21 protein-coding genes are annotated in these 25,213 nt (G+C 72.6%); 6 read left to right on the top strand and 15 right to left on the bottom strand.

Going from position 1 to position 25,213, the window contains the following annotated elements:
- The first annotated feature begins 10 nt into the window (after positions 1–10).
- The gene (locus ACFZP7_RS20120; protein ID WP_127438451.1) at positions 11–703 is read left to right on the top strand and encodes a hypothetical protein; all 693 of its coding nucleotides are present in this window, start codon (positions 11–13) and stop codon (positions 701–703) included.
- 71 nt (positions 704–774) lie between these two features.
- On the opposite strand, the gene ACFZP7_RS20115 is transcribed toward ACFZP7_RS20120, so the two are convergent.
- Positions 775–1,074: a WXG100 family type VII secretion target gene (locus ACFZP7_RS20115; RefSeq protein ID WP_259446648.1), complete on the bottom strand. Its 300-nt coding sequence runs from the start codon at positions 1,072–1,074 to the stop codon at positions 775–777.
- A 290-nt stretch (positions 1,075–1,364) separates the two neighbouring features.
- Between ACFZP7_RS20115 and ACFZP7_RS20110 the strand changes: the two genes are divergently transcribed.
- Positions 1,365–6,044: an FtsK/SpoIIIE domain-containing protein gene (locus ACFZP7_RS20110; protein WP_385635075.1), complete on the top strand. Its 4,680-nt coding sequence runs from the start codon at positions 1,365–1,367 to the stop codon at positions 6,042–6,044.
- 68 nt (positions 6,045–6,112) lie between these two features.
- Here the strand turns inward: ACFZP7_RS20110 and ACFZP7_RS20105 are convergent, their stop codons facing one another.
- From ACFZP7_RS20105 to ACFZP7_RS20095, 3 genes are all read right to left on the bottom strand, one after another.
- Complete coding sequence (locus ACFZP7_RS20105; RefSeq protein WP_385635073.1) at positions 6,113–8,464, bottom strand: protein kinase domain-containing protein; 2,352 nt, start codon at positions 8,462–8,464, stop codon at positions 6,113–6,115.
- A 191-nt stretch (positions 8,465–8,655) separates the two neighbouring features.
- Complete coding sequence (locus ACFZP7_RS20100) at positions 8,656–10,446, bottom strand: serine/threonine-protein kinase (protein ID WP_385635071.1); 1,791 nt, start codon at positions 10,444–10,446, stop codon at positions 8,656–8,658.
- Between the two features lie 87 nt (positions 10,447–10,533).
- Entirely contained in the window at positions 10,534–11,382 is an 849-nt protein-coding gene (locus ACFZP7_RS20095) for a menaquinone biosynthetic enzyme MqnA/MqnD family protein (protein ID WP_019328467.1), read from the bottom strand.
- 292 nt (positions 11,383–11,674) lie between these two features.
- Here ACFZP7_RS20095 and ACFZP7_RS20090 point away from each other — a divergent pair, with 292 nt between their 5' ends.
- Positions 11,675–11,878, top strand: coding sequence for a cold-shock protein (locus ACFZP7_RS20090; protein WP_004984723.1), 204 nt, complete (start codon positions 11,675–11,677; stop codon positions 11,876–11,878).
- A 206-nt stretch (positions 11,879–12,084) separates the two neighbouring features.
- Complete coding sequence (locus tag ACFZP7_RS20085) at positions 12,085–12,756, top strand: class I SAM-dependent methyltransferase (protein ID WP_385635069.1); 672 nt, start codon at positions 12,085–12,087, stop codon at positions 12,754–12,756.
- A gap of 15 nt (positions 12,757–12,771) precedes the next feature.
- Here the strand turns inward: ACFZP7_RS20085 and ACFZP7_RS20080 are convergent, their stop codons facing one another.
- Both ACFZP7_RS20080 and ACFZP7_RS20075 read right to left on the bottom strand, forming a co-directional pair.
- Complete coding sequence (locus ACFZP7_RS20080) at positions 12,772–14,700, bottom strand: AMP-dependent synthetase/ligase (RefSeq protein WP_385635067.1); 1,929 nt, start codon at positions 14,698–14,700, stop codon at positions 12,772–12,774.
- Positions 14,701–14,955: 255 nt separating this feature from the next.
- Positions 14,956–16,242 carry an acetyl-CoA C-acetyltransferase gene (locus ACFZP7_RS20075; RefSeq protein ID WP_371848455.1) on the bottom strand — a complete coding sequence of 429 codons (1,287 nt, stop codon included), beginning with the start codon at positions 16,240–16,242 and terminating at the stop codon, positions 14,956–14,958.
- 117 nt (positions 16,243–16,359) lie between these two features.
- Between ACFZP7_RS20075 and ACFZP7_RS20070 the strand changes: the two genes are divergently transcribed.
- On the top strand, positions 16,360–17,655 hold the full coding sequence (locus ACFZP7_RS20070) for a 3-oxoacyl-ACP reductase (protein WP_019328471.1): 1,296 nt from the start codon (positions 16,360–16,362) through the stop codon (positions 17,653–17,655).
- The gene (locus ACFZP7_RS20065) at positions 17,655–18,539 is read left to right on the top strand and encodes a MaoC family dehydratase (RefSeq protein ID WP_385638490.1); all 885 of its coding nucleotides are present in this window, start codon (positions 17,655–17,657) and stop codon (positions 18,537–18,539) included. The genes ACFZP7_RS20070 and ACFZP7_RS20065 overlap by 1 nt, the downstream gene beginning before the upstream one ends.
- Here the strand turns inward: ACFZP7_RS20065 and ACFZP7_RS20060 are convergent.
- The 9 genes from ACFZP7_RS20060 to ACFZP7_RS20020 all read right to left on the bottom strand — a co-directional run bounded on the left by ACFZP7_RS20060 (position 18,527) and on the right by ACFZP7_RS20020 (position 25,198).
- Positions 18,527–19,228, bottom strand: coding sequence for a TetR/AcrR family transcriptional regulator (locus ACFZP7_RS20060; RefSeq protein WP_385635065.1), 702 nt, complete (start codon positions 19,226–19,228; stop codon positions 18,527–18,529). The genes ACFZP7_RS20065 and ACFZP7_RS20060 overlap by 13 nt on opposite strands.
- Before the next feature lie 165 nt (positions 19,229–19,393).
- A complete protein-coding gene (locus ACFZP7_RS20055; RefSeq protein WP_030968054.1) occupies positions 19,394–20,740 on the bottom strand; it encodes a dicarboxylate/amino acid:cation symporter in 1,347 nt (448 codons plus the stop codon).
- Between the two features lie 73 nt (positions 20,741–20,813).
- The gene (locus ACFZP7_RS20050) at positions 20,814–20,915 is read right to left on the bottom strand and encodes a putative leader peptide (protein WP_312846234.1); all 102 of its coding nucleotides are present in this window, start codon (positions 20,913–20,915) and stop codon (positions 20,814–20,816) included.
- Positions 20,916–21,072: 157 nt separating this feature from the next.
- Positions 21,073–21,372, bottom strand: coding sequence for a DUF4229 domain-containing protein (locus ACFZP7_RS20045; protein ID WP_019328477.1), 300 nt, complete (start codon positions 21,370–21,372; stop codon positions 21,073–21,075).
- Between the two features lie 96 nt (positions 21,373–21,468).
- A complete protein-coding gene (locus ACFZP7_RS20040; RefSeq protein ID WP_385635062.1) occupies positions 21,469–21,993 on the bottom strand; it encodes a GNAT family N-acetyltransferase in 525 nt (174 codons plus the stop codon).
- 16 nt (positions 21,994–22,009) lie between these two features.
- Positions 22,010–22,660 (bottom strand): UdgX family uracil-DNA binding protein, encoded by a 651-nt coding sequence (locus tag ACFZP7_RS20035; RefSeq protein WP_030968055.1) that lies wholly within the window; start codon positions 22,658–22,660, stop codon positions 22,010–22,012.
- 112 nt (positions 22,661–22,772) lie between these two features.
- Complete coding sequence (gene mqnE / locus ACFZP7_RS20030) at positions 22,773–23,936, bottom strand: aminofutalosine synthase MqnE (RefSeq protein WP_019328480.1); 1,164 nt, start codon at positions 23,934–23,936, stop codon at positions 22,773–22,775.
- 58 nt (positions 23,937–23,994) lie between these two features.
- Entirely contained in the window at positions 23,995–24,450 is a 456-nt protein-coding gene (locus ACFZP7_RS20025) for an Lrp/AsnC family transcriptional regulator (RefSeq protein ID WP_019328481.1), read from the bottom strand.
- A 67-nt stretch (positions 24,451–24,517) separates the two neighbouring features.
- Positions 24,518–25,198, bottom strand: a complete 681-nt coding sequence (locus tag ACFZP7_RS20020; RefSeq protein WP_031019358.1) for a UbiX family flavin prenyltransferase — start codon at positions 25,196–25,198, stop codon at positions 24,518–24,520.
- Positions 25,199–25,213: the final 15 nt, after the last annotated feature.

Below are 25,213 nucleotides of genomic sequence, written 5' to 3'. Positions count from 1 at the left end.
GGGAAGTGACTTGTCCAGCAGCAAGGACCACCTGCTCCAGAGCCGCCTCGGCATCACCCCGGACGCCGGATCTTGGTGCGAGATCGGCAAAATTCCCAAGCCTCCCCCGGATGTCCATCGCAACGCCGGAAACGGAGCGCTCAGGCCGGGCTTCATCCGACCCCTGAGGTTGCTCACTCTCGTACTTGCTTCCCCGTTCCTACTCATTCTTGGTTTCCTGCTCCTGCTCGCTTCCGGTGAGGAGGTACTCAAGAAGTGGCTGGCCACTGGGGAGGAACGCGAACGTCTGCGTACCGAAGACCTCGACGCCAAGCGGCGAGACACCGCCATAGTCGAACTCGGCTTGAACCAGACCTTCGACGGAGACTGGAACGGCGCAGCCGGCCAGTTCCTACTGCGGTGGTATGGCCATTCCTCCCATCACAAGCGGTATGTCGCGCTCTCCGAGGGCCGGGTCCTACTGGCCGCTCCGCCCAAGCGGGTCTCCTTCCGCGCGGAAAGCCGCATGGTAGTCGTCGCCGAGATCCCTGGTGACGTAGGCGAACTGACAGATCCGCTCCCCGAGTTCGAGAGCAACAAGCTGCTCCTCCGCTTCAAGGACGGCTCATGGATCGTCCTGACGACCGAGGAAATGGGCAGCAGCCTCCACAAGCACCTGGCGCTCGATGCTGCGAACCACGAGACGAAGAGCACCGGATCTTGAAGACGGGGGTGCGAGCGAAGCTGATGCTTACCTCGCACCCCCGACTCACTCGGCGGGCTGGTACCGGAAGTTCAGCCCTTGGCGCTCTTCGCCAGCTGGTCGTCCAGGTCCTCGTACGCCTTCTTCGCGTTGGTGAGGAACTTGGACAGGCCCTCGAGGCCCTTCACGGTCTTGGCCGCGCCCTTGGTGAAGTCCTTGATGGACTCGTCGTAGGCGCCGGAGGCCTTCTGCGTGGTGAAGCCGTTGGCCACCAGCTCCTCGACGCCCTTCTCGATGGCCTTCAACATGTCTTCCATGTCGCCCATCGCCTTGATGAGGTCGGTGGCCTTCTTCTCCATCTCGGCGTATGTAAGGTCTGCGTCCTTGGCCATGACGGCTCTCCCTCCCGTTGGTCGCCGCAGGGCCTTCCCCCGTGGCTTGACTGACGCGATCCGTCCGGACGTCCGCCGACGGTCCGCATGAGCAAAGATCTTACGGGTGGGGCTGTTGGGATGACAGGGATGCCCGGCAAGGGAAGCGTGAACCAGTGCGCGTCCCGGACGGGTCCGCGACGGCGGTGACGGTGTGCATCCCGTTGCACAGGGGAAAGGTGCGGCGGCTAAGGTCGCTGCACTGTGTTCAGCGTTCCGGGGGCGGCCTCAGCCCAGCGAGGAGGACGAACGTGCGCCTGAGTCTGACCGTCGTCGACCCGGTCGGCGGAGCCAGCGCCGATGTGGTGCTCGACGCCGATCCGGAGTCGTCGGTCGGCGACATCACTCGGGAGTTGGCACGCCATGTCGGTGTCGCCGGTGGTGCGGAGATCATCCCCATCGGCGGGCGTACCGGCCCCGGCGGCGCACCGCAGGCGTTCGTCGACGGCTACGCCCTCGATCCCGACGCCAACATCGTCGGCTCGCCGCTGCGCGAGGGCGCCGTCGTCAGCCTGCACGATCCGGCCGGCTGCGTGCCCGGGGAGCCGACCGGTGTCGTGGAGTTCCGGGTGGCGGGGGGTCCCGCCGCCGGGGTCGTACACCGGCTGGGTGTCGGTCGGTACGACATCGGCAGCGGCCCCGCCGCTCACATCCGCATCGACGACCCCGAACTCGCCGCACGGGCCGCCACGTTGTCCATCGCCATGGACGGCACCTGCGACGTCACCCTCCACGGCGTCGAGAAGAAGAGCACCGGGGACAGGGAGAAGGAAAAGGAGAGAGAGAAGGAGAAGGGGAAGGGGAAGAAGGGGCGTCAGCGGAAGGGGAGCGAAGGGGGGAAGGAGAGGGAGCAGAAGGAAGGGGGCGACCGTGGTCACCCTCGGCTCGACGGGGAGGACTTCGACGGCGGGTCCTGGCCCCTCGGGTCCCAACTGGCCCTCGGGAACACGTTGCTGGAGATCGACGGCTACACCCCTCCCAACGCCGCACTGAAGTGGTCGGAGGACGGGGTCGGGCTCGACTACAACCGGCCTCCGCGCCTGCGGCCGGCGGAGCGCGAGACGCACTTTCGGCTGCCCTCTCCGCCCAACGAGTACGAAGCCCGGCCGCTGCCCTGGCTGATGGCCCTGTTCCCGCTGGTCGGCGCGGTCGTGTCCGTGATGATCTTCGGGCGCTGGTACTACATGATCATGGCTCTGCTGAGCCCGGTCATGCTCTTCGGCAACTACTTCATGGACAAGAAGCACGGGCGCAAGTCCCATGCCAAGCAGGTCAAGGAGTACAAGGAGACCAAGGAGCGGATCGAGAAGGACGCCCAGGACGCGCTGCGCCTGGAGCGGCTCGACCGGCGCAGCGCCATCCCCGACCCCGCCTCGGTGCTCGCCTTCGGCACCGGCCCCCGTACCCGGTTGTGGGAGAGGCGGCGCACGGACGCCGACCACCTGCTCCTGCGGGTCGGCACCGGACGCGTACCGTCCGAAGTCGTCCTCGACGACCCCGAGCAGGACGATCACAAGCGCCAGGTCACCTGGGAGATCGAGGACTCGCCCGTCGCGCTGCCCCTGAAGGACCTGGGCGTCGTCGGTATCGCGGGTCCCGGCGACTCGGCACAGGCCCTCGCCCGGTGGGCCGTGGCGCAGACCGCGGTGCTGCACAGCCCGATGGACGTGCAGTTCTACGTGCTCACCGAGAACCACGCACAGCCGCGCTGGGACTGGGTCCGCTGGCTGCCGCACGCCCGCCCGGTGAGCGGCCAGGACGTCAACGTGCTGGTCGGGACGGACTCCGAGACCGTGAGCGCCCGGATCGGCGAGCTGACGCAACTGCTCGACGCCCGGCAGAAGGCCCTCAAGGAGAACAACCGCGGCGGCGCCGGTCCCGCCTTCTCCGACCCGGACATCGTCGTCGTCTGGGACGGGTCGCGTCGGCTGAGGTCGCTGCCGGGTGTCGTCCGACTGCTGCGGGAAGGGCCGGCGGTCGCCATGTACGCGATCTGCCTGGACGAGGAGGAGCGCTTCCTGCCCGGCGAGTGCCAGGCCTTCGTCGTCGCCGAGCCGCTGCGCCGCGACGACACCGTCGCCGCGCGGCCGAGCGAGTCCGGGCCGCAGGCCGCCGCCGGCGGTTTTCCCTCCTTCCATGCCTGGCACCAGGGCGCCCAGCAGACCCAGCAGGCCGCCGAGCGGGCACTGGAGCTGCGGCTGCGCGTCGAGCAGACCGGCGCCCGGCGCAGGTCCGGGGTGCGGCCCGACCTCGTCTCCCCCGCCTGGTGCGCCCGGCTGTCCCGGGCGCTGTCGCCGCTGCGCGACATCAGCGGCGAGACCGAGGACTCCGCGCTCCCGTCCTCGAGCCGGCTCCTCGACGTGCTCCAGCTGGAGCCCCCGACGCGGGACGACGTCGCCGCGCGCTGGCGCATGGGCGGTCAGTCGACCATGGCGGTCATCGGTGAGTCGTACGACGGTCCCTTCGGCATCGACCTGCGGCGCGACGGCCCGCACGGTCTGATCGCCGGTACGACCGGTTCGGGTAAGTCGGAACTGCTCCAGACCATCGTGGCGGCGCTGGCCGTCGCCAACACGCCCGAGAACATGACGTTCGTCCTCGTCGACTACAAGGGCGGTTCCGCCTTCAAGGACTGCGTCAAACTCCCGCACACCGTCGGCATGGTCACCGACCTCGACGCGCACCTGGTCGAGCGCGCCCTGGAGTCGCTGGGCGCGGAGCTGAAGCGGCGCGAGCACATCCTCGCCGCCGCCGACGCCAAGGACATCGAGGACTATCAGGATCTGGTGCGCCGGGACCCCTCGCACGCGCCCATGCCACGGCTGCTCATCGTCATCGACGAGTTCGCGTCCATGGTGCGCGACCTGCCCGACTTCGTGACGGGTCTCGTCAACATCGCCCAGCGGGGCCGCTCCCTCGGCATCCACCTGCTGCTGGCCACGCAGCGGCCGAGCGGTGTCGTGTCGCCCGAGATCCGCGCCAACACCAACCTCCGGATCGCGCTGCGCGTGACCGACGCCGGTGAGTCGACCGACGTCATCGACGCCCCCGACGCCGGTCACATCGCCAAGAGCACGCCGGGCCGCGCCTACGTCCGTCTCGGCCACGCCTCCCTCATCCCCTTCCAGTCCGGCCGCGTGGGTGGCCGCAGGCCCGGTGCCGCCGATCCGGCGGCGCTCGCCCCGTGGGCGGGGCCGCTCTCCTGGACGGACCTGGGACGGGCCGGTCTCGCCAAGCCCAAGTCCGAGGCGCGGGAGGACGACGAGATCACCGACCTCAAGGTCCTGGTGGACGCCATCCGGGAGGCCAACACGGCCCTCGGCATTCCCGCCCAGCACTCCCCGTGGCTGCCCGCCCTGGACGAGTCGCTGCTGCTGGACGACGTCCCGCCGGTGCGCGGCCAAGGGGCGCTGCCGGCGGCTCCGTACGGCGTCGCGGACCTGCCGGCCGACCAGGCCCGCCGCCCGGTCGCCGTCGACTTCGCCACCTTCGGGCACCTGCTCATCGCCGGTGCCCCGCGCAGCGGCCGCTCCCAGGTGCTGCGCACCATCGCGGGCTCCCTGGCCCGCACCCTGTCGAGCGCCGACGTCCATCTGTACGGCATCGACTGCGGCAACGGCGCCCTGAACGCGCTGACCCGGCTGCCGCACTGCGGCGCGGTCGTCAGCCGTAACCAGCAGGAGCGGGTCATCCGGCTCTTCAACCGGCTCACCGGCGAACTCAACCGGCGCCAGGACCTGCTGGCGGAGAAGGGCTATGCCGACATCGGGGAGCAGCGGGCCGCCGCGGCCGAGGACGAGCGGCTGCCCCACCTCGTGGTCCTCCTGGACCGGTGGGAGGGCTGGCTGCCCACGCTCGGCGAGTACAACCACGGTGACCTCACCGACCAGGTGATGGCGATGATGCGCGAGGGCGCGAGCGTCGGCCTGCACCTGGTGATCACCGGTGACCGTCAGCTGCTGACGGGGCGGATCTCCTCCCTCACCGAGGACAAGTACGGTCTGCGCCTCGCGGACCGCGGCGACTTCTCGTTGCTGGACATCAACGCGCGCAAGATCCCCGAGGAGATCCCGCCCGGCCGCGGTTTCGCGAGCGGCACGGCGACCGAGACGCAGTTCGCCGTGCTCGCCGAGGACACCACCGGTCAGGGTCAGGCCGCCGCGCTCGGCGCGATCGGCGAGGCGGCGACCGCCCGGGACGCCGGGCTGCCGCGCTCCCGGCGCCCCTTCCGCGTCGACGTCCTGCCCAGCCGGATCTCCTTCGCCGATGCCTGGGCCATGCGCGACCCGGTGGCGAGCGCCTCCCCGCTGTGGGCGCTGGTGGGCGTCGGCGGCGACGAGTTGACCGCCTTCGGTCCCGACCTCGCCCAGGGTGTCCCGGCGTTCGTGATCGGCGGACCCGCGAAGTCCGGTCGCAGCACGGTGCTGCTGAACATCGCGCGCTCCTGCCTCGCGCAGGGCGTGCGGCTGATCCTGGCGGCGCCCCGCCCGTCCCCCCTGCGCGAGCTGGAGGGGACGGAAGGCGTCCTGAAGGTCTTCACCGGCCGGGACATCGACGAGGACGAGATGGAGGAGCTGATCGAGTCGGCCGCTCCCGAGCAGCCGATCGTCGTCCTGGTCGACGACGCCGAGGTGCACGACGACTGCGACGCCGAGGACATCTTCAAGCGCATCGTCGAGCGCGGTGTGGAGGAGGGCCTGGCCGTCGTCATCGCCGGTGACGAGGAGGAGATCTGTGACGGCTTCTCCGGCTGGCAGGTCGACATGAAGAAGGCCCGCCGCGGCATCCTGCTGTCTCCGCAGGACAGCTCCGCGGGCGAGCTGATCGGCATCCGCACCAACCGGAGCATGGTCGGCGGCCAGATCACCCCGGGCAAGGGCATGCTGCACCTGGGCAGTGGGGAGCACATGACGGTCACGACGCCGATGTGACGGGCGCCGGCCGCCCGGGAGCGACGACGGGCCGCGGGAACGAGGGTTCCCGCGGCCCGTCGTCGTCGCTACACCGCCGGCAGCGCGTAGATCTCGTGGCCGTGCGTCGCCATCAGCCGGTTGCCCGCGACGGCGAGCCGCCAGGGCTCGCCGACGGCCTTGCTGTCGGTGTACGTCCAGCGGAGCCTGCCCGTCCGTGTCTCCAGGGCCACGATGCCGCCGTCGAGGGAGCCGGTGGCGCCGTACAGGGTCGAGCCCACGCGCAGGAACGACTCGGGGCCCGCGACGTCGAGTTCGTCGCAGAGCCAGTTCCGCTTGCCGGTCTTGACGCCGACGGCCCATACGCCGTCGTCGTGGTCGCTGACGTAGAGCACGCCGTCGACGGCCGTCGGGTTGTCGAAGCCGCGGCGGCCGGCCGGGGCGAGTGTCCAGACGGTGCTGCCGTTCTCCACGTCGAGGGCCTGGAGTTCGTCGCCCGGGAGGAAGACGAGGCCGCCGGCGACGGTGGGCCGCCAGGACCACTCCTCGCCGATCTTCCGGGTCCACACCTGGCCGCCGGTGGCGGTGTCGCGGACGGTCAGGTTGAGGTTCGAGTCGGCGTAGACCAGGTACGTGCCCGAGGCGGTGCCCTGGACGTCGTAGTCCCTGGTGCCCCAGTCCCGGTGCTGGACCCACGCGGTCCTTCCCGTGGTGTGGCTGACGGCCGCGACGGCCGTGCGGTACTCGGTGGCGCTCTTCGACTGACCGTGGTCCTTCGCCGTGACGTAGACGTTCCTGTCGTCGATGGCGATCGTGTCCTCGACGGACAGTTGCTTGCCGAGACGGCTGCGCCAGGTCTCTTCGCCGGTCCTGACGTCGTAGGCGACCAGGGCGCCCTCGTAGTCGCCGTCGGCGAGGAACACCTTGCCGTCGTGGAAGAGGAGCTGGGCTCCGGGCCGGCAGATGCCCGGCTTGCTCCAGCGGGCCTTGCCGGTGCGGACGTCGTAGGCGACGAGCGGGTCGCCGCTGACCAGGAGCAGTCCGTCGTGGGTGAGCAGCGGTACGCCCGGGCTGGTGCCGTCCTCCTTCGCCGACTTGTGCCACAGCGGCTGCGGGGCCACCCCGGCGGGCGGCGTCGTGAACGTCCCGTCCACGGGCTCGGCCGAACGGCCCTTGCCCGGGGCGCCCGTCGCCCCGTCCGAGCCGCCGTCCCCGGAGGCGAGCATCCACGCGGTGCCGCCTCCGGCCACCGCGACGGCCGCCGCGCCGCCGAGCGCCATGGCGAGCACCCGGCGCCGGGAGCGGACCGGCGCGGGTGGGCCGCCCGCCCCGACCCGCACCGTGCCGGGGAGGGGGGTGCCGTGTCCGGGCGCCGGTGCCGGCGTTCCCGCGGGCGGCGTGCCGTACCCGGCGTGGGGCGTCCCGGCCGGCGGTGCCCCGTGCGGCGGCGTACCGGCGGACGGCGTACCGGCGGACGGCGTACCGGTCATCGTCGGCGCCGGGCCGAACGCGGCCCGCGTCGGCGGGGTGTCCGGGGAGGTCTCGGGCGCCTCCAGGTCCAGGATGCCCGCGGCGTGGGTCGCGATCGTCGAGGCCACCGCCGACGGCAGCCAGTCGTGCAGGGCGGCGTCGATGCCCTGCCCGGCCAGCGCGGTCACGATCTCGGCGGGCGCCGGACGCCGCGCCGGGTCCTTGATGAGACAGGCGCGGATCAGCCCCAGCAGGGACGTGGGTACGCCGGTCAGGTCGGCCTCGCCGTGCACGACCCGGTAGAGCAGCGCGGCGTGCGAGGCCGTGCCGTCCCCGAAGACGCTGCGCCCGGTCGCCGCGAAGGCGAGCACGGAGCCCAGCGAGAACACGTCGCCCGCCGTGCCGACGTCCTTGCCCGTCGCCTGCTCCGGCGACATGTAACCGGGAGAGCCGACCACCACGCCGGTCTGCGTCATCCGGCTGCCGTCCACGGCCCGCGCGATGCCGAAGTCGATGAGGCGCGGTCCGTCGGCCGCCAGCAGGACGTTGGACGGCTTGAGGTCGCGGTGGATCAGGCCCGCCGCGTGAATGTCTCGGAGGGCGGCGGCGAGGCCGGCGGCCAGCGCGCGGACCGTGCGCTCCGGCAGCGCTCCGTGGGCGGCGACCACGTCCGTCAGGTCGGGCCCGAGGACGTACGAGGTGGCGAGCCACGGCAGCGGCGCGTCCGGGTCGGCGTCCACGACGGGCGCGGTGAACCGGCCGGAGACCGCCCTCGCGATCTCGACCTCGTGCCGGAAGCGGGCCCGGAAGTCGCCGTCCGCCGCGAGGTCGGGGCGGACCACCTTCACGGCGACGGTGCGGCCGCCGGGCGACCGGGCGAGGTAGACGCGGCCCATGCCACCGGCGCCCAGCCTGCGCAGGAGGCGGTAGGGACCCAACTCCCGCGGGTCGTCCGCTCGCAGTGTGTCCATGGCCGGCCTTCCCCGTCGTGACGCCTCGGCGAACACCTCTCTCCTTCGCCGGTGTTCGCTGTCGCAGACACAGTAGTGACAGGGGTGTCCGAGGCGGTCGCTGGGGACGACCGGCGGACCGGCCCGGGACGACCGGCGACCGGGGCCGGGGACGGCCGGCGGACCGTGCGCGGGCGGCCCGCTACTCCCCGCTACTCGACCTTCGACAACCGCGCCCTCGGCCGCCCCGAGTCCTCGCTGTCGGAGGCGTACCGGAGGTCGTCGCCGACCGGGGTGAGGCGGACGGTGTGGAGGGCCTGGTTGCAGACCTTCCGGTTGCCCTCGGCGCCCACGGCACCGGTGACGATCTCCTTCTCCGTCACCTTCTTCAGGGTCAGTACGTCGTCGCAGGTGCCGCCGAAGAGGTCGGTGTGGCGCAGCGTGCCCACCTGCTCGCCCACCGCGGCCTCGCGGACGGTCAGGCGGAAGGTGCCCAGGGGCAGGTTGCCCTCGACGGCGACGGCCTGGCCCTCCCAGGTGCCGACGTAGCGGTCGGGGACGGACTCGGCGCCCCCGCCGGCTCCCGGGTCGGACGGCGCGGTCGCCGAGGGGGTGCGGCCCCCGTCGCCGGCGTTGTCGCCGCGTTCCCCGCCCGGCAGCAGGTCGAACACGAGCACCGAGCCGACCGTCACCGCCGCCATCGCCCCGGCCACCGCCAGCGCCACCGTGCAGCTGAGCCGGCGGCCCCGGCCGCCCTCGCCGGCCCGGGTGGAGGTGGCCGCGACCGAGACGGAGAGCCGGCCGGGAGGACGGTCGCCCTCGCGCGGGGCCGGTACTCCGGTGCCGGGCGCCGTCGGTATCGGTGTCGGCGCGGACAGCGGCGCGGGCGGCGGCGCGGACAGCGGTACGGGCGGCGGCGTGGACGCGGGCGCGGGCATCACCGGCGGCGGCCCGAAGACACCGGGGGCCGGAGCACCGGGGGCCGGGGCACCGGGCGCATCGGCCCCGTCCGCCCCCTCGGCCGCACCGCCCGCCTCCGCCGCCTCCGCCGTGACCGACGGCCTGCTGAACCCCACCGGGCCCGACGTCCCGCCCGGCGGCTCCCCGGCCGCCTCCAGGTTCAGCAGCCGTACGGCGCCCCGGCTGACCCGTTCCACCAGCGGTCCCGGCAGCCACCCGCCGGAGACCAGGCGGGCCGCGCCCTCGGGGGCGAGGCGCCGGGCGACCTCGCCGGGGGCCGGGCGGGCGGACGGGTCCTTGGCCAGGCACGCGGCGACCAGCTCCCGCAGCTCCCCGTCGAGGGTGCCGAGCGACGGCTCCTCGTGGACGACCTTGTAGAGCAGGGCGGCCGAGGAGTCCCCGGGGAAGGGCGGCTCGCCCGTGGCCGCGTACGCCAGGACCGCGCCCAGCGAGAAGACGTCCGCCGCGCCCGTGACGCCCTTGCCGAGGATCTGCTCCGGGGACATGTAGCCGGGGGAGCCGATCGAGACGCCCGTCGAGGTCAGGGACGCGGTGCCGTCCGTGGCGCGGGCGATGCCGAAGTCGATGAGGAGGGGCCCGTCGAGGGTGAGCAGGACGTTGGACGGTTTCACGTCCCGGTGGACGAGGCCCAGGTCGTGCACGGCCGCCAGCGCCTCGCCCAGACCGGCGCCGAGCGCGCGTACCGAGCGGTCCGGCAGCGGGCCGCCGTCCGTGACCGCGGCGGTGAGGGAGGGGCCGGCGGCGTAGGCCGTGGCGACCCACGGGACGCGGGCGTCCGGGTCCGCGTCGAGCACGGGGGCCGTCCAGGCGCCGCCGACCCGCCGGGCGGCGTCGACCTCGCGCCGGAAGCGGGCGCGGAACTCCTCGTCCAGCGCGAAGTGCGGGTGCACGATCTTCACGGCGACCGTGCGGCCGCCGGCGCTGCGGCCGAGGTAGACCCGGCCCATGCCGCCGGAGCCCAGCCGGCCGAGCAGCCGGTAGGGCCCCACGGCCGTGGGCTCGTCGACGTCGAGCGGCTGCATGGCGTCCACCCCTCCCCCGTACGCCGGTACCTGCCAGCAGGGTAGTGGGCCGCCCGGGGAACGCCCCCCGGGCGGAGGGCGGGCGGGTCAGGGCTGGAGCAGCTCCACCCGTACGTCCGCCGGGAAGCCGGTCGTCGGGCCCACCCGGCGGGCGAACTCGGTGACCGCCTCGAGCTGCGGGCCGCCGAAGCGGAAGTCGAGGGTGGTGAAGTACTTCGCGAGGGTCTCCTCGTCGAAGGCCTCCCAGCGGGCGGCCTGCTCGGCGACCTTGTCGACCTCCTCCAGGGAGAGGTTGCGGGAGGCGAGGAAGGCCTCGTGGACCTTGCGGGTGAGCTGCGGCTCGCGCTCCGCGTACTCCTTGCGCGCCGCCCAGACCGCGAAGACGAACGGCAGGCCCGTCCACTCCTTCCACAGCGCGCCCAGGTCGTGCACGGCCAGGCCGTAGCGCGGGCCGTCGATCATGTTCGCGCGCAGCGCCGCGTCGCCGATGAGGACGGCCGCGTCGGCCTCCTGCATCATCAGGCTCAGGTCGGGCGGGCAGGTGTAGTAGTCGGGCCGGACCCCGAAGCGCTCGGCGAGCAGGAGCTGGGCGAGGCGGACGGAGGTGCGCGAGGTGGAGCCGAGGGCGACGCGGGCGCCGTCCAGCTTCTCCAGCGGCACCTGCGAGACGATCACGCAGGACATCACCGGGCCGTCGCAGCCGACGGCGATGTCGGGGAAGGCGACGAGATCGTCGGCGTTCTTGAGGAATTCGACCAGGGTGACGGGACCGATGTCGAGGTCGCCCTGCACCAGCTGCTCGCTGAGCTTCTCCGGGGTGTCCTTCGTGAGCTCGAAGTCGAGGAGCGTGCCTGTTCTCGCGAGCCCCCAGTACAGGGGCAGGCAGTTCAGGAACTGGATGTGGCCGACGCGCGGCCGGGTGCGAGAATTGTCCACATCGCGAGGCTAGCCCTCCCCCGGTTTCCGCCCGTCGCCGCCCCCCGGCGTCAGCCGAACGGCGGTTCGGTTCAAACATTCGGGTGAAGTGATCTTGGCCTCTGTTGCGTCGGGGGGCCTGCGTGCTAGGCTCACAGCAAGTTGCAGTTTGGTTTCCCTTGCAGTACAGAGCCTGCGGAGCATGTGACCGCGGGCTCTCGTCGTTCTCAGACGTATGCAGTTGTGCGGCATTCAAAGTCTTCACATTTGCTGGTTCTGGAGCAGGGCAACCCTTTGGGCCCAAGGAGGGCTTATGGCTACCGGAACCGTGAAGTGGTTCAACGCCGAAAAGGGCTTTGGTTTCATCGCCCAGGAAGGCGGCGGCCCCGACGTCTTCGTCCACTACTCCGCGATCAACGCGACCGGCTTCCGGTCCCTCGAGGAGAACCAGCAGGTGTCCTTCGACGTCACGCAGGGTCCGAAGGGCCCGCAGGCGGAGAATGTCACTCCTGTCTGATCGACAGCAGTACCCAAGGAGCCCCGCGCCGGTTTCGGCGACGGGGCTCCTGCCCTTTCCGGCACCCCCGTGAATTCCCGGTGAATTCCCGTGACCGCCGCCCGTGGCCGCCCCTGGCCGTCGGCGGCTGTCGGCGGCTGCCGACGACGGTTCGGCGGATGCCGCCGGCTGCCGGCGTTGTCGGTGGCAGGCCCTAGGGTCCCGCCATGACCCACGACACCCACGACAGCCGCGACGCGCACGGCACCGGTTTCCTGGACACCACCCGCACCTTCTACGACGCCATCGCCGAGGACTACGCCGACCTGCACCGCTCCACGGGCGCCGGCACCCCGCTCGACCGGGCCCTGATGGGCGCCTTCGCCGAGCTGGTGGGGCCGCGGGGGGAGGTGGCCGACCTGGGCTGCGGGCCCGGCCGGGTCACCGCGCACCTCGCCTCGCTCGGCCTGCGCGTCTTCGGCCTGGACCTCTCCGCCTCGATGCTGGAGATCGCGCGCCGGGAGCACCCGGGGCTGCGGTTCGAGCAGGGCTCCATGCTGGAGCTGGACCTGCCCGACGGCTCGCTCGCCGGGGCCGTCTCCTGGTACTCGTCGATCCACACGCCGTGGGAGCGGCTGCCGGACCTCTTCGGGGAGGTGCGGCGGGTGCTGGCCCCGGGCGGGCACTTCCTCCTCGGCTTCCAGGTCGGCGACGAGCCGGTGCGCCTCGACCGCCCCTTCGGCCGTCCGGTCGCCCTGGACTTCGAGCGGCGGCGGCCCGAACCGGTGGCGCGGCTGCTGGAGGAGGCCGGTTTCACGGTGCTGTCGCGGACCGTGCGGATCCAGGAGGAGGACACCTCCGCCAAGGTGCCGCAGGCCTGTCTGATCGCCCGCCGCTGAGCACCCGCGCGTGACCTAGCCCTCGTAGAGCCCCTCCACCGCGGCCGCGAAGTCCCGCATGATCACGTCGCGGCGCAGCTTCATCGAGGGGGTCAGATGGCCCTCCCACTCCGTGAAGTCCCTCGGCAGGACGGCGAAGCGGCGGATGGACTCGGGGCGGGAGACGAGTTTGTTCGCCTCGTCGACGGCGCGCTGGAGGACGGCGTGCAACTCCTCGTCGTCGACGAGCAGCTCCGGCGGCACCGGGTGCTTGCCGTTCATCCGGCGCCAGTGGTCGACGCCCTGGGGGTCGAGCGTGAAGAGGGCGGAGACGTAGGGGCGGCGGTCGCCCAGCACGAGGCACTGGGAGATCAGGGGGTGGGAGCGCAGCCAGTTCTCCAGGGGAGCCGGGGCCACGCTCTTGCCGCCCGCGGTGATCAGCAGCTCCTTCTTGCGGCCGGTGATGGTCAGGTAGCCCTCGTCGTCCAGGCTGCCGAGGTCGCCGGTGGCGAACCAGCCGTCGGGGGCGGCCGGGACGACGCCGCCCGCCCCGGGGTCCCAGTAGCCGTGCAGGACCTGCTCGCCGGCGACCAGGATCTCGCCGTCGGCGGCTATCCGGACGCGGGTGCCGGGCAACGGCCAGCCGACCGTGCCGAGGCGCGGCTTGAGCGGCGGCGTCACCGTCGCCGCGGCGGTGGTCTCGGTGAGCCCGTAGCCCTCGAAGATCTCGATGCCGGCCCCGGCGTAGAAGGCGGCCAGGCGACGGCCGAGCGGGGAGCCGCCGCAGATGGCGTACTTGACCCGGCCGCCCATGGCGTTGCGGATCTTGCGGTAGACGAGCGGGTCGTAGAAGGAGCGGGCGGTCCTCAGACCGCGGCCGGGGCCGCCGCCCTCGCCGGTCTGCCGGGCCTCCATGGCCTCCCCGTACCGCACCGCCACCGAGACGGCGCGGTCGAAGGCGGTGGCCCGGCCGCCGGACTCGGCCTTGGCGCGGGCGCTGTTGAAGACCTTCTCCAGCATGTACGGGATGGTCAGCAGGCAGGTCGGGCGGAAGGCGGCCAGGTCCGGGAGCAGGTCCTCGGGCTTCAGGCTCGGGGCGTGGCCGAGGCGGACCCGGGCGCGGACGCAGGCCACGGCGACCATGCGGCCGAAGACGTGGGACATCGGCAGGAAGAGCAGGATCGAGGGCTCCTCGCCCGTCTTGGCCTTGAAGACGGGGTAGAGCAGCTCGATGGCGTTGTCGACCTCGGCGAAGAAGTTGCCGTGGGTGAGCGCGCAGCCCTTGGGGCGGCCGGTGGTGCCCGAGGTGTAGATCAGGGTGGCGAGGGTGGACGGGCCGAGCATGCCGCGGCGTACGTCGACCTCCGCGTCCGGCACCCGCTCGCCCAGCTCCGCCAGCCGCTCCACATGCCCCTTGTCCATGGTCCACAGGTGCTTGAGGTCGGGGATGCGGTCCAGTTCGGGGCCGAGGGCCGCGGCCTGCGCGGTGGTCTCGGTGACCAGGGTGACCGCGCCGGAGTCCTGGAGGATCCAGCGGGTCTGGAAGAGGGAGGAGGTCGGGTAGACGGGGACGGTGACCAGGCCGGCCGCCCAGGCGGCGAAGTCCAGCAGTGTCCACTCGTACGTGGTCCGGGCCATGATCGCGATGCGGTCGCCCGGCGTCAGGCCCTCGGAGATCATGCCCTTGGCCACCGCCAGCACCTGGGCGGCGAACTCGGCCGCCGTCACCTCGGACCACTCCCCCTGCGGCGACCTGCGGCTGAGGACCACCTGGTCCGGGACGGCCGCCGCGTTGTCGAAGGGCAGGTCGGCCAGGGAGCCGCGCCGCACCGGCGGTGCGAAGGGAGGGACGTACGCCTCCCGTACCGCCCCGTCCAGCCGCCGTGTCTCGGGCGCCACCAGGGTGGGGCCGGGCGAGTCGGCGTAGGCGGCGGACGCGGCGAAGGAGGGAAGCGGGGTGGACACGGGCGGCTCCTGGAACGTGCAGCGGCGACACTGCGTTGCGGGCGACCGCGCGGTCGGCGGTGCTCTGCTGCATGACGTACGCGCCTCGCCCTCCGAGGCGTTCATCGCCGGTCCGCGGACTGGGTCACCGGCGGTCAGGATGGGGATCGTACGGTTCTCGCGTGGGGAGTTGGTGCGGGTTCCGGGACGGCTCTGCGCCGGAGGTGTGCAGTCTTGGGGGTTACCTGCCAGTAGGGCACGGTCCGCCCCGGGGTGTCAGGTTCGCTCCAGTATGGCCGTGACGCCCTGACCGCCCGCCGCGCAGACCGAGATCAGTCCGCGTCCCGGCCCCCCGCGTTCGGCGAGCAGCTTGGCCAGCGTGGCGACGACGCGGGCGCCGGTCGCCGCGAAGGGGTGGCCGGTGGCCAGGGAGGAGCCGGCCGTGTTCAGGCGGGCCCGGTCCACCGGGGCCAGGCCCCGCTTCTCCCAGGCGGCGAGCGTGGCCAGCACCTGCGAGGCGAACGCCTCGTGGATCTCGACCAGGTCGAAGTCCTCGATGCCGAGCCCGGCACGCTCCAGCATGCGCGGGACCGCGTACGCCGGTGCCATCAGCAGGCCGTCCTCGCCGCCCGCGACATCACCGCCGACGAAGTCCACGGCCGCCGTCTCGTACGCCGTCAGGTACGCCAGCGGCTCCAGCCCGCGCGCCTCGGCCCACTCCTCGCTCGCCAGCAGGACCGTCGCCGCGCCGTCCGTCAGCGGCGTCGAGTTGCCGGCCGTCATCGTCGGGTCGGGGGCGTCGAGGCCGAACACCGGCTGCAGCGCGGCCAGTTTCTCCACCGTCGAGCCCGGCCGCAGGTTCTGGTCGCGGGCGAGCCCCCGGAAGGGGACCACCAGGTCCTGGAAGAAGCCCCGTTCGTAGGCCGCCGCCAGCCGCTGATGGCTGGTGGCCGCCAGCTCGTCCTGGGCCTCGCGGGTGATGCCCCAGGCGCGGGCGGTCACGGCCGCGTGCTCGCCCATCGACAGGCCGGTGCGGGGCTCGGCGTTGCGCGGGATGTCGGGGACGAGGTGGGCCGGGCGGATCTTCGCCAGCGCCTTGACCCGGGCGCCCGGGGACTTCGCCCGGCGGGCCTCCAGGAGGATGCGGCGCAGCCGGTCGTTGACGCCGAGCGGCGCGTCGCTGGCGGTGTCGGCGCCGCCCGCGACCGCCGACTCGGTCTGGCCGAGGGCGATCTTGTTGGCGGCGGCGATCACGGCCTGGAGTCCCGTGCCGCAGGCCTGCTGGACGTCGTAGGCGGGGGTGCGCGGGTCGAGCGTCGAGCCGAGGACCGTCTCGCGGGCGAGGTTGAAGTCGCGGCTGTGCTTGAGGACCGCGCCGGCCACGAACTCGCCGACCGCGCCGGGCCCCTGGAGCCCGTGCCGCTCGACCAGGCCGTCGAGGGCCGCGGTGAGCATCTCCTGGTTGGAGGCGGTGGCGTACGGCCCGTCGGAGCGGGCGAAGGGGACGCGTGCGCCGCCGACGACCGCGACGCGGCGCGCCCGGGGCGGCTTCAGGGGGCTCATCTCGACCTGCTCCTCACCCGTGACATAGGCTTACCTCCGGTAACCTTACTCCAGAGTAAGCACAGTGACACGCTCACCGCCGTTGGACTCCGTCGGACTCGTTGGGGAGACAAGGACATGGCCGACCGCTATCTCAGCTTCACCGGCACCGCACCCGGCCGCTTCCTCACCCGCCGCCTCGGGCTGCCGCAGCCCGCGAAGCTGCGGCGCGACGCGCTCGACGGCGGCCTGCTGCACCTCACGGCCGGCAAGACGGACCTCGACCTGGCCCCCGTACTGGAGCGCACGGGACTCGCCCCCGACACGGACGGCCGCCCCGCCGCCGTCGTCCTCGACGCCACCGGCGTCCGCGACGTCGACGCGCTGGCCGAGGTGCACGCCGCCCTGCACCCCGTCGTACGGTCCGTCGCCACGAGCGGCCGGGTCGTGGTGCTCGGCGCCCCGCTCGACGCCGACGACCACCACCAGGCCGCCGCGCAGCAGGCGTTGGAGGGCTTCACCCGCTCGCTCGGCAAGGAGATCGGAGGCGGCAGGACGGTCAACCTGGTGCGGCTCACCGACGCGGCCGCCGCCGGGTCCACCCTGTGCTTCCTCCTCTCCCCCGCCTCCGCCTACGTCAGCGGCCAGGTGATCGAGGTCGGGCCCGCGGACGGCTCCGCCGCCCCGCCCGACGCCCCCGAACTGCCCCTCGCCGGACGCACCGCGCTGGTCACCGGCGCCGCGCGCGGCATCGGTGCGGCGGTCGCCGAGACCCTGGCCGGGCAGGGCGCCCGGGTCGTCGTCCTCGACGTGCCGCAGGCCGAGCAGGAGGCACGCCGGCTCGCCGAACGCCTCGGCGGCACCGCCCTCGCCCTGGACATCACGGCCGCCGACGCGGGCGAGCGCATCGCCGCGGCCGTGCCCGGCGGGCTGGACGTCCTCATCCACAACGCGGGCGTCACCCGCGACCGGCGCCTGGCCAACATGCCCGCCGAGCGCTGGAGTTCCGTCCTCGACGTCAACCTCGCCAGCGTCCTGCGCACCACGGACGCGCTGCTCGGGTCGGGGGCGGTCAACCGGGGCGGCCGGATCGTGGCGACGGCCTCGATCGCGGGCCTCGCGGGCAACGCGGGTCAGACCAACTACGGCGCGAGCAAGGCGGGGATCGCCGGGCTGGTCCGCTCCCTCGCGCCCCGCGCGCTCGCCGAGCACGGGGTGACGGTGAACGCGGTGGCGCCGGGCTTCATCGAGACGAGGATGACGGCGGCGGTCCCGCTGTTCATCCGCGAGGCCGGCCGCCGCATGAACTCCCTCGCCCAGGGCGGCCTCCCGGTGGACGTCGCCCGGACCACCGCCTGGCTCGCCCACCCGGCCTCCGGCGCGGTCAACGGCCAGGTCGTCCGGGTCTGCGGCCAGAGCCTGCTGGGGGCGTGATGACCACCCCGGCCGCCCCGACCGGCACCCTCACCGGCCTGCCCTCCCTCCCGCCGCTCCTCCTGCGCGGCGCCCTGCGCTCCCCGCTCAAGCGTCCCCGCCCGGACGCGGACTTCCCCCGCACCCGGCTGGTGCTGCCCGGCCTGCGCGTGGACCTGGCGCGGCTGGCGGCGTACGAGAGAGTGTGCGGCTTCCCGACGGGCGCGGACGCGCTGCCCGTGACGTATCCGCACGTGCTGGGCTTCCCCGTGGCGATGCGGCTGATGAGCGGCCGGGACTTCCCGCTGCCGCTGCTCGGGCTCGTCCACACCTCCATCGGCGTCACCCGGCGGGCCGCCACGCCCGCGACCGCCGCCTACGAACTCACCGTGTACGTGGAGGGCCTGGCCCGGCACCGGCGCGGCACGGAGGCCGCGGTGGTGACGGAGCTGCGGGCCGACGGCGGGGCCGAGCCCGTCTGGGAGTCGCGCAGCACCTACCTGGCGCGGCACCGGGTGGACGGCGGCGCGGCACCGCGACAGGAGGGCGGGCCGGCCGCGGCGGAGGCCGAGCCGCTGCCCGTGCGGGCCCAGTGGCGCCTCGCCGGTGACGTCGGACGGCGCTACGGTGCCGCCTCCGGCGACCGCAACCCGATCCACCTGCACCCGCTCACCGCCCGCCTGTTCGGCTTCCCGCGGGCCATCGCGCACGGCATGTGGACCGTGGCCCGCTGCCTCGCCGCGCACGGGACGCCGGACGCGGCGGTGGTGCGAGCGGAGTTCCGCGCGCCGGTGCCGCTGCCCGGGACGGTGGCGTACGGGGCGGCGGACGGGCGCTTCGAACTGCGCGGCCGGGACGGGCGGCGCCTGCACCTGTCCGGGACGGTGGACCCCTACCCGGCCTGAACCGGCACCGCCGCGCCCTCCGGCGCCGGCGCGGGCTCCGGGTCGGGCTCCTCCGGCGGCACCCAGGGCCGGCCCGTCATCAGGTCGCCCAGGCCCGCCCAGGCGAAGTTCATCAGGGTCGCCGCCGCCTGCTTGGCCGTGACGCCCTCGGTGGCGCCCGCCCAGTCGGCGAGCGACTCGGCGGCGCCGACCAGTGCCTCGGCCAGCCCGGCGACCTCCTCCTCGGGCAGGTGCGGGCGGCGGTGCGCGTCCCGCGCCGCGGCCGCGATCAGCTGGGTCACGAACGCGACGATGTCCGCCCGCATCGCCGCGACCTCGGCGGCGAACCGCTCGCCGTGGGTGCGGGCGTGCAGGTGCAGCACCCGCCAGGCGTCCGGGTTGCGCGCGGTGTGCGTGAAGAAGGCCCGCAGCCCGGACCAGAGTTGCCCGTCGGGCGGCAGTCCCGGCCGCACACCCGCCCGCACGGCCTGGGTGAGGGCCCGGGCCTCGCGGCGGACGCAGGCGCTGAAGAGGTCGTCCTTGGAGTTCAGGTAGAGGTACACCAGCGGCTTGGAGACACCCGCCAGTTCGGCGATCTCGTCCATCGACGCCGCCATGTACCCGCGTTGCCCGAAGATCCGCACGGCGGCGTCCAGCATCTGCTGCTCACGGACCGCCCTCGGCATCCGCTTGGTCTTCCCAGCACCCATACGCATCAGCGTACGGTCCGCGCGGCGGCGATCAGTCCGTCCGCGCCCCGGGCGGGCGCGTGTGGACCGGCCGGGGTGCCCGGGTCGAGCGGGGGCACGTGAACGGGCCGGCCCCCTCCCGATGTGCTCGGGAGGGGGCCGGCCCGTCGGTGTGCCGAGGGGTGGTCAGGCGGCGGCCGGAACCGGCTCCGACGTCTGCTTCTCCTGCTCACGCTCCGGCTCGTCGATCGGCGAGCTGTGCGCCTCGTCGTAGGCCTTGCGGTCGAGCAGTCCCTCGCGGGCCGCGACGATGACCGGGACGAGGGCCTGGCCGGCGACGTTCGTCGCCGTGCGCATCATGTCCAGGATCGGGTCGATCGCGAGGAGCAGGCCGACGCCCTCCATGGGCAGGCCCAGCGTGGACAGGGTCAGGGTCAGCATCACCGTGGCGCCGGTGAGACCGGCCGTGGCGGCGGAGCCGACCACCGAGACGAAGGCGATCAGCAGGTAGTCGCCGACCCCGAGGTCGATGCCGAAGATCTGCGCGACGAAGATCGCGGCGATCGCCGGGTAGATCGCGGCGCAGCCGTCCATCTTGGTCGTCGCGCCGAACGGCACGGCGAAGGACGCGTACTCCTTCGGGACGCCGAGGCGCTCGGTGACCTTCTGGGTCAGCGGCATGGTGCCGACGGACGAGCGGGAGACGAAGGCCAGCTGGATCGCGGGCCAGGCGCCCTTGAAGAACTGCAGCGGGTTGGCCTTGGCGACGGTGGCGAGCAGCACCGGGTAGACCACGAACATCACGATGGCGCAGCCGACGTAGATGTCCGCGGTGAAGGTGGCGTACTTGCCGATCAGGTCCCAGCCGTAGGTGGCGATGGCGTTGCCGATGAGGCCGACGGTGCCGAGCGGGGCGAGGCGGATGACCCACCACAGGGCCTTCTGGAGGAGTTCGAGGACGGACTCGCTCAGCTGGAGGATGGGCTGGGCCTTCTCGCCGAGCTGGAGGGCGGCGATACCGGCGACGGCGGCCATGAAGACGATCTGGAGCACGTTCAGCTCGGTGAACGGCGTGATGACGTCGGTCGGCACGATGCCGGTCAGGAAGTCGATCCAGGACCCGGTGTTCTCGGGCTTCGCGCCGTCGGCCGGGGTGAGGCCGGTGCCGGCGCCCGGGTTGGTGACCAGGCCGATGACGAGGCCGATGGCCACCGCGATCAGCGAGGTGATCATGAACCAGAGAAGGGTGCGGGACGCCAGGCGGGCCGCGTTGTTGACCTTCCGCAGGTTGGTGATCGACACCAGGATGGCGAAGAAGACGAGCGGTGCGACGGCCAGCTTCAGCAGGCCGATGAAGATGTCACCGACCTTCTCCAGGGTGGTGACCAGCCAGGATATGTCCTGGCTGCGGGCCAGCCAGCCCAGCAGGACACCGAGGACGAGACCGGCGAGTATCTGGGCCCAGAAGGGCGCCTTGAACGACTTCTTGGCCGGGGACTCGGCAGAAGACTTCGTCAGGGAGGACACGGACATGCTCCGTAGGGGGACGGGACGCGAGGACGGACGCGCGGGGCTGACGTGGAGAACGACGGGATGAGGGGGAACGTCAGGAGCGACAGTTCGCGGACGCGCACCGACAGAGGTCCACGTGCAGGCGCGCCACGAGCGCGAGGCTCGGGGGTGTGGGGGGCGCGGCTGCGTGCTTCATGCACACGACTTTAACACCCGTACTTTGAGACCCCCAAAGCCTTTCTTTGAGAGGCGGGAGGCGACTACTGCCCGCAAAACGCAGATCGCCCCGGTTTCCTGGGAAATGAGGAAACCGGGGCGTACGCGGGTGTGACGGACGTTACGCCGGAACGGGGCTAGGAAGTCTGGCCCTGCGCCCGTGCCGTGTCGTCGGCGAGGTCCTCCTGGCCGCGGTTGGCCTCGAGGTTGGCCTTCATGCGGTCCACGCGGCCGACGACCTGCTCCGAGGCGCGGTCCCGCTCCTTGCGCAGCGCCACATAGCTGATGGGGGCGGAGATCAGCAGGGCGAGCAGGATGATCCACATGCCGTTGGAGTCGCCGAGTCCGCGCGGGAACACGCCGACGTAGACGAGCCCCCAGACGGCCACGAGGCAGCCCACGAAGATCCCGAGGCGCATCAGCGTGTAGCGGAGCATCTCAATCCACTCTTCCGTTTCTGGCACAAAGAGGCACTGTCCAGTGAAGCATGCCGCCTCGTCGCGTCCGCGGCGGGGTGGGGTCCGGCCGTCGGCTCAGGTCAGCGGCAGCAGCATGAAGACGTCGTCCCGGTCGTCGCCGGGCGCCACCCGGATCGCGCCGGGCACCCGGCCGACCTCCTTGTAGCCGCAGGACTCGTAGAACCGCTCCAGACCGAGGCCGCCCCGGCAGGTGAGGCGGATCGCCTCGATGCCGTCGAGGCCGCGGGCCGCGTCCGCCGCGGCGGCCATCAGGTCCCGGCCGTAGCCCCGGCCCTGGTGGCTGGGGTGGACCATCACCGTGTAGAGCCACAGCCAGTGGGTCATCAGACGGTGGGTGTTCAGCGTGAGGAACGCGGTGGCGGCCACCCTGCCGCTCCCGTCCCGCCCGACGAGGAGCCGGGTACGGCCCTCGGCCATCGCGACCATGTGCTTGACCAGCTCGGGGCGGATGTCCTCCCTCGTCACCGGCGGGACGAAGCCCACGGAACCGCCCGCGTTGCTGACGTCGGTCCACAGGTCGAGTACGCCGTCGCGCAGGTCCGGGGTGAGGGCGGGGTCGAGTGTGAAAGTAAGGGACACCACCCCATCGTAACCATTACCCGAGGGCTTGGGCCGCCACCCGCAGATCCGAGACCAGCCCCCGGAACGCGCCGTCCCGGTCCTCGGCCCGCAGCACCGACGAGGGGTGCACGGTGGGCACCAGGCGCTCGGGGCGGCCGTGGATCTCCTCCTCCAGCACGGTGCCGCGCACCTGAGTGACCCGGAACGAGGAGCCGAGCAGCGCCTTGCCCGCCGTGGCGCCGAGCACCACGATCAGCTCGGGTTCCACCCGGGCCAGTTCGGCTGCCAGCCAGGGACCGCACGCGGTCGTCTCGCGCAGGGTGGGCGACTTGTGGATACGGCGCTTGCGGGGCTCGGCCCGCGTGAACTTGAAGTGCTTGACGGCGTTGGTCACGTACGTGTCCGCCGGGTCGAGGCCGGCCTCCGCCAGCGCCCGGTCGAGGAGCCTGCCGGCGGGGCCGACGAAGGGCTCGCCCTGCCGGTCCTCCTGGTCGCCGGGCTGTTCGCCGACGAGCATGAGGCGGGCGGTCGCCTCGCCGGCGCCGAAGACGGTCTGGGTGGCCTCCCTGTGCAGGGGGCAGCCGCGGCAGTCGGCCGCCGCCCGGCGCAGGGCGGGGAGGCCGCCGCGCTTCGGCACGAAGGGCTCCGCCGTGTAGGCGTCTTCGGGTGCACGGGTGCCGGACATGCGGGTCGGGTACCCGCCGTGGGGGCGCGGACCCCTGCCGGGTGCGGGTGGGTGGGTGGCCGCTCGCGCGGCTCCCACCGGCTCGCACCCGGCGGACGGACGAACCGCCCCGTCACACCCGCATCGGCTGCGGCGACTCCCGGCGCGCCGGGTCGGGACCGTCGTACTCCCGGATGATCTCGTACCGCGTGTTCCGCTCCACCGGCCGGAACCCGGCGTCGCGGATCAGGTCGAGCAGATCCTCCCGCGTCAGCTTGTTCGGCGTGCCGAAGTCGTCCGCGTCGTGCGTGATCTTGTACTCGACCACCGAGCCGTCCATGTCGTCGGCGCCGTGCTGGAGGGCGAGCTGCGCGGTCTGGACGCCGTGCATGACCCAGAAGACCTTGACGTGCGGGACGTTGTCGAACAGCAGCCGGGAGACCGCGAAGGTCTTCAGGGCCTCGGCACCGGTCGCCATCTGCGTCCGCGCCTGGAGCCGGTTCCTGACCTTGCCGTCCTTCATGTCCACGAAGTCGTGCTGGTAGCGCAGCGGGATGAAGACCTGGAAGCCGTCGGTCTCGTCCTGCAGCTCACGCAGGCGCAGCACGTGGTCCACGCGGTGGCGGGGCTCCTCGATGTGGCCGTAGAGCATGGTGCACGGGGTCTTCAGGCCCTTCTCGTGCGCCAGGCGGTGGATGCGCGACCAGTCCTCCCAGTGGGTGCGGTGGTCGACGATGTGCTGACGCACCTCCCAGTCGAAGATCTCGGCGCCGCCGCCGGTCAGGGACTCCAGACCGGCGTCGATCAGCTCGTCGAGGATGTCGGAGGCGGACATCCCGGAGATGGTCTCGAAGTGGTGGATCTCGGTGGCGGTGAACGCCTTGAGCGACACGTCCGGCAGCGCGGCCTTCAGCTCCCGCAGCGAGCGCGGGTAGTAGCGCCAGGGCAGGTTGGGGTGCAGGCCGTTGACGATGTGCAGCTCGGTGAGGTTCTCGCCCTCCATCTCCTTGGCGAGCCTCACCGCCTCCTCGATGCGCATCGTGTACGCGTCCTTCTCCCCCGGCTTGCGCTGGAAGGAGCAGTACGCGCAGGACGCGGTGCACACGTTGGTCATGTTGAGGTGGCGGTTGACGTTGAAGTGGACGACGTCGCCGTTCTTGCGCGTCCGCACCTCGTGCGCGAGGCCGCCGAGCCAGGCCAGGTCGTCCGACTCGTACAGCGCGATGCCGTCCTCGCGGGTCAGCCGCTCACCGGAGCGGACCTTCTGCTCCAGCTCCCGCTTGAGCCCGGCGTCCATGCGTTACCTCTTTCTCCGACAGGGTCCGTCAGACCCCGTAAACCGTACGCCCCGCGCCCTACACCTCTTCGGGCAGCTCGCCCACCCGGTTCTCCCACTTGGTGGACAGGACGATGGTGGTACGGGTCCGGGAGACGCCCTTCGTCCCCGACAGGCGCCGGATGATGCTCTCCAGGCCGTCCACGTCGGCCGCGCGCACCTTGAGCATGTAGGAGTCGTCGCCGGCGATGAACCAGCAGTCCTCGATCTCCTGGAGGTCCCGCAGCCGCTGCGCCACGTCCTCGTGGTCGGCGGCGTCGGAGAGCGAGACGCCGATCAGCGCGGTGACGCCGAGGCCGAGCGAGGCGGAGTCCACGGTGGCGCGGTACCCGGTGATGACTCCGGCCGCCTCCAGCCGGTTGATGCGGTCGGTGACGCTGGGTCCCGACAGTCCGACGAGGCGCCCCAGCTCCGCGTACGAGGCCCGGCCGTTCTCCCTCAGGGCCTGGATGAGCTGCCTGTCCACCGCGTCCATGCGATCGAAGCCTTCCACTGAAGAGGTCTGACGATGTGGGTAACAAACGTGTGGGGGGAGGTGGTGCTCAGCCGGCGGGGCGCGCCCCGCCGAGGTCGCCGCTCCAGCGGCGGTACAGGCCGTGCCCGACACCGGCCGCGTCGAGGACGCGTCCGGCGACGAAGTCGACCAGGTCCTGGATGTGCGTCGCCCCCGCGTAGAAGGCCGGCGAGGCGGGCACCACGGTCGCGCCCGCGTCGTCCAGGGTCACCAGGTGCCTGAGGGTCCGGCCGTCCAGCGGGGTCTCCCGGACGGCCACGACCAGCTTGCGGCGCTCCTTCAGGGTCACGCTCGCCGACCGCTGCAGCAGGTCCTTCGACAGCCCGAGGGCGACGCCCGCCACGCAGGCCGTCGACGCGGGCACGATCAGCATGCCCTTGACCGGGTACGACCCGGAGGACGGCCCGGCCGCGAGGTCGCCCGCGCTCCAGTGCCGCACCCGGTCGCCGGAGAGGTCCACGTCGAAGGTGTCCGGCTTCCCGTCGGCCCCGCGCGCCAGCCAGGCGCGCAGGTCGTCCCGCCAGTGGGCGTCGCGGAAGGAGATGCCGGTCTCGTCGAGCAGGGTGAGCCGCGAGGCCCGGCTGACCACCAGGTCGACGCTCTCGCCGGCGGCGAGCAGCGCGCGCAGCACCGCTGCCGCGTAAGGCGTACCGGATGCCCCCGACACCCCCACGATCCAAGGCGTGCGCTGGGTCTGTCCTGGCTTCATGATGCTGAGCCTAGT

It is taken from the genome of Streptomyces sp. SudanB5_2050 (assembly GCF_964272335.1).
In the GTDB taxonomy this organism is placed as follows: domain Bacteria; phylum Actinomycetota; class Actinomycetes; order Streptomycetales; family Streptomycetaceae; genus Streptomyces; species Streptomyces rochei.
Note: the sequence above shows the minus strand (reverse complement) of the source record. Positions and strands in the feature narration are given on the sequence as shown.

Coding starts and splice junctions, on each gene's coding strand:
- ACFZP7_RS20115 (WP_259446648.1), bottom strand. CDS start 1,074: ATGGCCAAGGACGCAGACCTTACATACGCCGAGATGGAGAAGAAGGCC.
- ACFZP7_RS20105 (WP_385635073.1), bottom strand. CDS start 8,464: ATGGACACACTGCGAGCGGACGACCCGCGGGAGTTGGGTCCCTACCGC.
- ACFZP7_RS20100 (WP_385635071.1), bottom strand. CDS start 10,446: ATGCAGCCGCTCGACGTCGACGAGCCCACGGCCGTGGGGCCCTACCGG.
- ACFZP7_RS20090 (WP_004984723.1), top strand. CDS start 11,675: ATGGCTACCGGAACCGTGAAGTGGTTCAACGCCGAAAAGGGCTTTGGT.
- ACFZP7_RS20085 (WP_385635069.1), top strand. CDS start 12,085: ATGACCCACGACACCCACGACAGCCGCGACGCGCACGGCACCGGTTTC.
- ACFZP7_RS20075 (WP_371848455.1), bottom strand. CDS start 16,242: ATGAGCCCCCTGAAGCCGCCCCGGGCGCGCCGCGTCGCGGTCGTCGGC.
- ACFZP7_RS20070 (WP_019328471.1), top strand. CDS start 16,360: ATGGCCGACCGCTATCTCAGCTTCACCGGCACCGCACCCGGCCGCTTC.
- ACFZP7_RS20065 (WP_385638490.1), top strand. CDS start 17,655: ATGACCACCCCGGCCGCCCCGACCGGCACCCTCACCGGCCTGCCCTCC.
- ACFZP7_RS20060 (WP_385635065.1), bottom strand. CDS start 19,228: ATGGGTGCTGGGAAGACCAAGCGGATGCCGAGGGCGGTCCGTGAGCAG.
- ACFZP7_RS20055 (WP_030968054.1), bottom strand. CDS start 20,740: ATGTCCGTGTCCTCCCTGACGAAGTCTTCTGCCGAGTCCCCGGCCAAG.
- ACFZP7_RS20050 (WP_312846234.1), bottom strand. CDS start 20,915: ATGAAGCACGCAGCCGCGCCCCCCACACCCCCGAGCCTCGCGCTCGTG.
- ACFZP7_RS20045 (WP_019328477.1), bottom strand. CDS start 21,372: ATGCTCCGCTACACGCTGATGCGCCTCGGGATCTTCGTGGGCTGCCTC.
- ACFZP7_RS20035 (WP_030968055.1), bottom strand. CDS start 22,660: ATGTCCGGCACCCGTGCACCCGAAGACGCCTACACGGCGGAGCCCTTC.
- mqnE (WP_019328480.1), bottom strand. CDS start 23,936: ATGGACGCCGGGCTCAAGCGGGAGCTGGAGCAGAAGGTCCGCTCCGGT.
- ACFZP7_RS20025 (WP_019328481.1), bottom strand. CDS start 24,450: ATGGACGCGGTGGACAGGCAGCTCATCCAGGCCCTGAGGGAGAACGGC.
- ACFZP7_RS20020 (WP_031019358.1), bottom strand. CDS start 25,198: ATGAAGCCAGGACAGACCCAGCGCACGCCTTGGATCGTGGGGGTGTCG.